The organism is Streptococcus fryi, from assembly GCF_053206505.1.
The window spans coordinates 24,746-33,127 of record NZ_JBRUGW010000022.1; the positions used below are offsets into that span (position 1 = coordinate 24,746).

General features: G+C 40.5%; 7 protein-coding genes. 3 read left to right on the forward strand and 4 right to left on the reverse strand.

Annotation, left to right across the window (positions count from 1 at the left end; genetic code table 11):
- Positions 1–77 precede the first annotated feature (77 nt).
- Positions 78–1,169 carry a DUF6287 domain-containing protein gene (locus ACVRZH_RS06870; RefSeq protein ID WP_447454554.1) on the forward strand — a complete coding sequence of 364 codons (1,092 nt, stop codon included), beginning with the start codon at positions 78–80 and terminating at the stop codon, positions 1,167–1,169.
- A 114-nt stretch (positions 1,170–1,283) separates the two neighbouring features.
- On the opposite strand, the gene ACVRZH_RS06875 is transcribed toward ACVRZH_RS06870, so the two are convergent.
- The 3 genes from ACVRZH_RS06875 to ACVRZH_RS06885 form a co-directional block, all read right to left on the reverse strand.
- Complete coding sequence (locus ACVRZH_RS06875) at positions 1,284–2,339, reverse strand: zinc-dependent alcohol dehydrogenase family protein (RefSeq protein WP_447454555.1); 1,056 nt, start codon at positions 2,337–2,339, stop codon at positions 1,284–1,286.
- A gap of 368 nt (positions 2,340–2,707) precedes the next feature.
- Complete coding sequence (locus ACVRZH_RS06880) at positions 2,708–3,313, reverse strand: DUF3862 domain-containing protein (RefSeq protein WP_447454556.1); 606 nt, start codon at positions 3,311–3,313, stop codon at positions 2,708–2,710.
- Positions 3,314–3,337: 24 nt separating this feature from the next.
- Positions 3,338–5,614, reverse strand: a complete 2,277-nt coding sequence (locus ACVRZH_RS06885; protein ID WP_447454561.1) for a Xaa-Pro dipeptidyl-peptidase — start codon at positions 5,612–5,614, stop codon at positions 3,338–3,340.
- Between the two features lie 209 nt (positions 5,615–5,823).
- On the opposite strand from ACVRZH_RS06885, the gene ACVRZH_RS06890 reads away from it, so the two are divergent.
- Together ACVRZH_RS06890 and ACVRZH_RS06895 are read left to right on the forward strand one after the other, a co-directional pair.
- Positions 5,824–6,576, forward strand: a complete 753-nt coding sequence (locus ACVRZH_RS06890; protein WP_447454557.1) for a CppA family protein — start codon at positions 5,824–5,826, stop codon at positions 6,574–6,576.
- Complete coding sequence (locus ACVRZH_RS06895; RefSeq protein ID WP_447454558.1) at positions 6,576–7,511, forward strand: serine hydrolase domain-containing protein; 936 nt, start codon at positions 6,576–6,578, stop codon at positions 7,509–7,511. The genes ACVRZH_RS06890 and ACVRZH_RS06895 overlap by 1 nt, the downstream gene beginning before the upstream one ends.
- A 24-nt stretch (positions 7,512–7,535) precedes the next feature.
- Here the strand turns inward: ACVRZH_RS06895 and ACVRZH_RS06900 are convergent, their stop codons facing one another.
- Positions 7,536–7,967: a GNAT family N-acetyltransferase gene (locus tag ACVRZH_RS06900; RefSeq protein WP_447454559.1), complete on the reverse strand. Its 432-nt coding sequence runs from the start codon at positions 7,965–7,967 to the stop codon at positions 7,536–7,538.
- Positions 7,968–8,382: the final 415 nt, after the last annotated feature.

Consider the following 8,382-nt stretch of genomic DNA (forward strand, 5'->3'; position numbering starts at 1 on the left):
CAAGGTTCACCATGTCAAAAACGGCACAGGTGTCAGCCGATAAGAGCCCTGATAGTGAGTTTTGAATGAGGAATATGATGACAAAAAGATACTTGATAACAGCCCATATCGCACTCCTAATCCTCCTTTGTCTAGGAGCATGTACCAAAAAGACTGATAAGCAAACGGTTGATAAACCTCTGATAACAGCAACTGATAAAGCTTCTGACCCTAAGACAACAGATAAAAAAGCTAAAATCAAAGAAGCTGACGTCTATAAAACCGTTATTGACCGCTACCAAGAATCCTTGGGTTTGTTTGTTAATGAACTGGATTTTGAGAAGGTTAGTAGCTATTTATATTGGACGGAGCAATTTGACTATGTTTATGATGGTGCCTATTACAGTCAGACAGACTTAGATGGTGACGGCGTCTCTGAACTGATCGTTGCCTTAGGAGGCAAAGATAGCAAGGCAGATACCAAGACAATCATAGACCTGTACAGTGTCTCAGATAAGGGAGACTTAGTCAGATTATCTGATATAACCAAGCAAAACAGAGGCCCTGAAGTAGGTGAAAAAGTCCGTATGTATCCGTTGAAAGATGGCAGTTTGTTACTGTATGCAGTAGGACACTATGAACGACTCCGTATCAATCCTGAGAGAACTCTTTTGGTCTCAGAAGGCACGATAGCAGAACCAGCAGAGTCAGACTATCTTGATTTATCGTCTCTCAAATGGACAAAACTGGAAAAACAAGCACCTCAACCAGTTCCAGAAGAAACAAAAACCAACCGTCAAGAAGGAATGAACATAGAAGCCATCCAGCAAGGTGATTTTTCAAGCATAGCAGGTCTATGGGAGAATGCTCAGGGTAAAAGAGTAACGATTCAGTCGGATGGTTTTGTCACATATGATGGGATAGAACATACCTATTTTGTGGATGTTGAAAGAGCCAGTATATCAGAGACAGGTGTTTTAGGTGCAGCTATTACCTATTATAACCCGACCAATAAACCAGTGGCATCAGGTAGTGTTCCGACAGTCTTTGTGCCTAAAGGCGCTGTGATTATGTCAGTTGCTGATGGTGGTACAGATAGCACCGACATTAACAGAGATAGATTCTTTAGCGCACAATATGTGATGCCGTCAGATATCTTGGCACAAGAAGTTTATTATCGTGTAGACTAGCTTGACTAGGGAGGTCTTTATCAGACAGCTGACTTTAACTCCTAGTCTTCAATAGCAATAAAACCATGTTCATTATAACGAACATGGTTTTTTAAAGTTTATGTTTAAATCAGATTAAGCTGGGCTGATATCGTTTTCGATGATGACTTTAAGAGCATTGTTTGGTCCAGCATTCTTAAAGATATCGTAAGCTTTCTCGATTTCAGACAGTTTGAAGTGGTGTGTTACCATTTGAGTTGGATCAATCTTACCAGATTTCACAACGTTTAAGAGCATTTCTGTTGTGTTGGCATTAACCAAACCTGTTGATAGTGTGATGTTTTTAATCCATAAGTCTTGAATGTCAAATGATACTGGTTTACCATGTACACCAAGGTTGGCAATGTGTCCACCAACAGAGATGATTTTTTGTGCCACGTCAAATGTTGCTGGATAACCAACACATTCCATTGCAACGTCAACACCACGACCATCAGTCAATTCAGCAATCTTAGCTTTGATTTCTTCGATATCTGAAGAGCAAATAGTATCTGTCGCACCAAAGCGTTTCGCAGCTTCAAGGCGAGATTCTGATAAGTCAATCATGATGAGCTTAGCTGGTGAATAGAATTGTGCAGTCAAGAGAGCAGCTAAACCGATTGGTCCAGCACCGATGATACATACAGTATCTCCAGGTTTCACATCAGAAGATTGAACACCGATTTCAAATGATGTTGGGAAGATGTCTGACAACATAACAAGGGCATCATCTTCAACTGTTTTTGGTGCATGATACAAGCTACCATCAGCATGTGGGATATGGACATATTCTGCTTGTGTACCATTGATAAGGTGACCTAAAATCCATCCACCTGTCTCACAGTGTGCTGGAAGGCCACGTTTACAGTAGTGGCAGACGTTACAAGACGTGATACAAGAAACGATAACTTTATCACCTACTTTGAAGTTATTAACAGCAGAACCTACTTCTTCGACGATACCGATACCTTCATGTCCCAAGATATGCCCAACTGGAGTTTCAGGAACGTCACCACCCAAAATGTGAAGGTCTGTTCCACAGATTGTTGTTTTAACGATACGCACAATGGCATCTGTCGGTTTAACAATCGTTGGTTTTGGATGTTCTTGAAGTTCGATACGTCCTAATTCTGCAAATGTTGCTGCTTTCATAAAAGTTCTCCTTTTGGATATTGTTAATTTAATAACAATATTGTAACAGAAAAAGTAATCGCTTTCAATGATTTTTTGCTAATTTTTTTATAAAATATGAGAAAGTGACCTCATTAAAAAAGACATCCCCTCTAAAATCAGACATGCTTGTGAATTGCTCACAATCAAGTTGATTGAGGAAATGTCAATTGTCTGAAATACTTTACCAGTTAAGGGTTTTTAATCATCTTCTTTTATCGTCTGAGTTACTCTTTTGAAGTCGTTTAAGACTGACAAGGCATGTTTTTCTTCAGTTTGTAATATGATTTTTATAAGATGACGGCTGTATATTTAATTATCTTAGAATCATCTAATACTTAACTGGTTTTCTATTTTTCAGAAAGCCCTGCGTAGTCTTTGAAAGTCAGTTTATCGTTTTCAAAACGAAGAGTCGTGGCAACGATATTTTCTTTCTCGTCTTTGCTAAACCATTGGGTGTACATGATTGTGCCACCATCAGCTAGACTGGTTTCTGCGACATGGGGAGTGCCGAATAGAGTAATCACATCACTCAATGATTGCCCTATATTTAGGGACTGGTAGTCGTTGAGCTTAATGTGGGAGTCATCTCGTCCTTCTAGAGTGGTAAATGATTTCTTGATGACTTTTTTGTCGGAGATTTCAAGTGTTAGCGAGGTCCCTTTATGGTTATGCCAGATATATTGGGTAGTTTCTTTATGACTGTCTATATTGCCCGTCTTAATACTTGTTGCAGGACCAAACATTTGTGTGACTTTGGCAAGTTCATCTGTCTCATTCTCTTGGTTAGCTAAATGAATACGATAAAAAATGTCAAAGGTAACTTGGTTTTGATCCGTTTGTACTGTTTGAAGAGTGGCTTGTTCTGAAGGCTTGCTGGTTTGGTCATTTGGGTGTTGACAGGCAACAAGGAGGAAAATAAGCGGTAAAACACGAAGATATTTAGCAGAAACCATAAACGCACCTTTCTAGCGAATTACTTATGCTATGGGAAATTTAAGATGAGATTGACTCAAATCAACGGTGATGGTGTAGTCGCTGTTGTCTCGGATAGTGTGTTCAAAATCAGTGGTGTAAAGAACTAATTTTAGGTGTTCTCCTTTTTTCAATTGATGAACGACAGGCTGAAGGTTTAGAGTGACGGTGAACCAGTCGTCAAGAGGGATTGCTTCAATAGTCATGAGTCCAGAACGGTTTTGCAGATTGAGGAGACCTTTTGTGATGACACGATGAGGGGCAGGTGCGAAAGGCAGTTCGTCTAAGTTATCGCGAGAAAAGCTTCTACCGTAATCAACAGTCTTAGGAGCAAGTGGACGTGGGAGGTTACTGAAGTGTTTCTTTTGCTCACTATCTAAGAGTTGGGCAGACAGAATAGCTTTTGGACTATCGGTTTTCAAGCGTAGGGAAAGGGTTGTTTCACCGTTGATAAGTGTGTCTTCTGTGACAGTCAAATCAAGAGTAATGGCATTTGCCTTACCACTAAAGAGGTCTGCTTTAAAGGTCTGGTAAGCTTTGCCATATCGCTCAAAATCAGCTTCTTCGTAGTGGTTTTGGATGGTTTGTTCACCTTCACCAAGTGCTAGTGTTCTTGTTTTGGCTTCACCAAAGCTAGTGAGTGTTTCCCAAGTCTGTTCTTGGCTATTATTTTGCCAGATGACTTTTGGCAATTGATAGCCGTTTTGATGACCGAGCAATTTGTCCGTCAGTAATGCTAGCATACTTTCTCTAAAGTCAATGGATTGCCAGTTGTGGATATTGACGTGGTCGCCTTGATGAAGGATAAGGTGCTTGTCGTGATGCTCCGCTATGGCATTGAAGATATGAAAGACATGACGGGGTTTGACATTCCAGTCTTGTAAACCGTGGACATGAACGGTTGTTGCTCGGATGTTTTTGGCATGTGGCAGATAGTTTCGTTCTTCCCAGAATTGATTGTAGTCGCCTGTTTCACGGTCAAGTTGGTCAACGAGGTTCTGTAGTAGCTCTTGGTAGCGTGAGTTATGACGTAGGTAATCACCTGGGACGAGATTACGAGAGTAGGTCAATTCAGCCAAGCTATCTAAATCCTCACCAGGATAGCCACCGGGACTGCATACCAAGCCATTTTCACGGTAATACTCATACCAAGATGAGATACCAGCTTCGGAGATGATAACTTCAAGCCCTTCGACACCAGTTGTTGCAAGTCCTGTTGACATGGTTCCGAGATAAGAGATACCTGTTGTTGCGACTTTACCATTTGACCAAGTTGCTTTGACTTGCTTGTCTCGTCTGTGGCTAGTGTAGGCAACACGCTTGCCATTGAGCCAATCAATGACGGATTTGTAGGCTTCGATTTGCTGGTAATCGCCACTGGTCATAAATCCAGTTGAACCTGAAGTTCCAATCCCAGAGACATAAATATTTGCAAAGCCTCGTGGTAAGAAAAAGTCATTTAGGGTGAAGGAACGGATATAGGCAAAGGTTTCTTCGGCTTGACCTTCAAGGATATCGGACTGGCTATCAGGATAGGTTGGTAGTGAGATAGGTTCGACGGTCAGTGTTTTAGGAGATTTGACCGTTAGATCGCCTTCCATTTTATAGAGTTTTTTATCACTAGCAGGCTCGTTGACCCCCATGTGATAGGGGCTTGCCGTCATCATGGTTGGTACCTTGTGGGCTGTCCTTGGTCGAATAATCGCCACTTTGACTAGATCTAGTTCACCATAGCCATCGGTATCTAGGGGTGTTTCGACATAGACGATTTCACGAATGAGGTTAGTTGTATCAAAGGTCGGTAAGGCCTTTCCATTGAAAAAATGATACTCATTGTCCACGGGTAGCAAGCCTTGATTTAGCCAGAAATCGACTAGCGTAACACCGTCTTTACGGCGTGTCGCAAGGAGTTGGTGGAGATTACCTAAAAAGTTAGTTTCGTCAAACGTAATTGGAAAACCTGTGTTCGTGACGGTTTTTGCCACGTCAGTAAAATCAACATTTGGAATAAAGTCTAGTAATTGTAAGGCAACCATCTCAAAAATGGCCTTGGTCAATGGTCGATCTGATTGAAAGAAGTCTTTCAAGTCTGTCTCGAAATCAGCAAGTAATTGGCTGAAGGCGAAAGCTTTGTCAGGTTGGTGGACAAAATGTTTTGTTAGAAAGACCTTCAAGGCTTCTTTAGGTTGGGTGTTGCTTGTGATATCTAATCCCAAGGTTTGAAAGTCGTTGACTATTTGTTCTATTGAACTAGGAATGTAGCTAAATTGATTAAAACGCATCATATGCCCCTTCTAAATGGCTTTTATTTCTTTCTTTATTATACTGAATAATATGGAAAATGTCTAAAATAGAATAAAATGTTTGAAACTACGACACAAAAAGATATAATAGATAAGTTACTAATTTTAATTTGAGAAATGAGCCGACAATATTTTGTCAAAATGAAAGAGATGGCTTATAATATATCTTGTAGATTGAGGAGGAAGAGATGACATTTGTTAATCAGATAGATTTTAAAACGCTTGTTCTTCGTGTGAACGATAAAGATGCGAATATCGCCTTTTATGAGCAACATCTTGGTTTGCGATTAGTCTCAGAGGAGAATGCTCTTGCTTTTTTTGAGGCATGGGCAAATACGGAGGCGACATTTACGATTGAGGAATCGCCAACTTATCGAACAAGGGCTGTTGAGGGAGTGAAAAAATTAAATCGTCTTGTTTTCAAAGCATCAAAGCCAGAAGATGTTGCGCAATTATTAGCGCGTGATATCACTGTTCAAACCGTGTTTGAGGGGACAAAAGGTTATGCCTTTGAAACAGTATCACCAGAAGGTGATAGGATACTTCTTCACGCTGAAGACGATGTGACGACTTTATCTGAGATTGCTCGTCCAAACTTAGTTGCTGATGCTGCGTTTAAAGGGTTATCAGATTTTGTCATCAGCGAAGTGGCTATCAATGTTCCAGATGTAGCTGTAGCCAATGCTTTCTATCAAGATTTATTCGAGGGTGAGTCACCCATTCAATTGAGATTTGTAGAAGCACAAGGGCCTGATTTGCAGGTTGAGCCAAATGGGGTTTGGGACTTGGAAATTTTATCCTTCCAAGCAGCAGCTGATACAGATTTTGCAGCCTTGAAGAACCGTCTGGAGACCAAAGGACATTCTGTCTATCTTGATAAAAAAGAAACGATTTTGGTTGTATCAGATACCAGCCGCATCGAAGTATGGTTTGAAAAATAATGGATTTGACGACAATTCGCTTAAAAATACAAGAGCAGATTGATGCCAACCTCTACTTAGGTGCCTGTCTTGCCACATATGATAAGGGAGCATGGCAGGTCATGACCTTGGGCAGTCACACGCCGGAAGAGCCTGTAAAAGCAGATGCTGTCTATGATGTGGCAAGTGTCTCAAAAGTTATGGGAGTTGGGACTATCATGGCTTTTCTTCTGAAAGAAGGACTTATTGATTTAGATAGAACCCTTTATTCTTATTATTCAGAGATTGAAGACAAAACGGTAACCCTAAGGCAATTGGCGACGCATACTTCAGGTGTTGATCCGTATATTCCTAATAGAGATAGTCTAGACGCTGACGGTCTTAGACAAGCTATCAATCACATTAGGTTTGATGCGGATAAAACCTTCCGTTATAGTGATGTCAATTTGATTTTGCTGGGTTTTTGGCTAGAGGAGTATTTTGGCAAATCCCTAGAACAGTTATTTAGTCAACAGATATGGCAACCTTGGCAGATGACTCAGACAAGTTTTGGGCCAAGACCAGAAGCGGTACCTACCATTAATGGCGTTTTTGGCGGTGAGGTACACGATCCAAAAGCGAAGGTCTTAAAAGGAAGTTGTGGTTCAGCAGGGCTGTTTACAACTCTTGGTGATTTACAGCTTTTTTTAGAGCACTATCTAAAAGACGATTTTGCTCGTGACCTATGGCAAAATATGGCAGAAGGCGATAAGTCTCGCTCATTGGTCTGGAATTTAGATGGAGTATGGTTGGACCATACGGGCTATACAGGTCCCTTTGTTATGGTCAATCGTTTGGAACAGCAAGCAGTGATTTTCCTAACTAATCGAACCTATGCCTACGATGATCGTCCGTTATGGATTGCCAAACGCCGAGAACTAAGAGATATCATTAAAGAGACGCTATCAAATAATTAAAAAAGGTTATAGCCAATTCAAGTGCTATAACCTTTTTGTCATGTTGATGTGGTCGATACCAGCTTCTTGATAGATTTCCCCGACACTTTGGAAGCCAAGCTTACGGTAGAAGTCCGCAGCGTGTACTTGTGAATGAAGTGTCATTTGGCTATAGCCGAGTTTTTTTGCAGTTGCCACTGCCTCCATCATGATAACCTTTCCAAAGCCCAAACCTTGATACCTAGCTTTGACTGCCATACGTTGTAAAAGGACGTTTTTTTCATCTAAGGGATATAGTCTGCAAGTGGCCGTGGCGTGTCCCTTGTCATAAATGACAAAGTGAATGCAGCTATCTTCCTTGTCATCGATTTCAATAGTCAGCGGTACCCCTTGGCCTTCGACAAATACTTCTTGACGGATGGCAAGGGCATCTTGATAGATCTGTGATGTCGTATCTCTTGTTGTTAAAATCATCATCCACTCCTTGTTTTTCTTAGTTTATCATATCTGAAGCCTATTTGGCAAAAATGTATTACTTTGTGAGCTATTGTATTGCCTCTTCTACTCTATATGCTATAGTGATAGGAATAAGATTTTGAAAGGATATAAATAAAAGCTATCTTTTTTTGATATGGGATAATAAGGGTTGTCTTTTATACTGTTAATTTCCTCTGAGAGCTAGTTAAGATTGGCTATTTAAAAAAACGACTAAAAAATGAGAAGCTAGGAAATCATCATAGCTTCTCATTGTATGAATTCATTTTAGGCTCTATAATTTCTGTAGTGGGTAACTCCACCATAGAGATTATAGGGCCTTTTGAGTATCAAAAAGTCCCATATGACCTATAATGAAAAGCAAGCAAACCATCATTAGAAAGCCTCATATGGAATA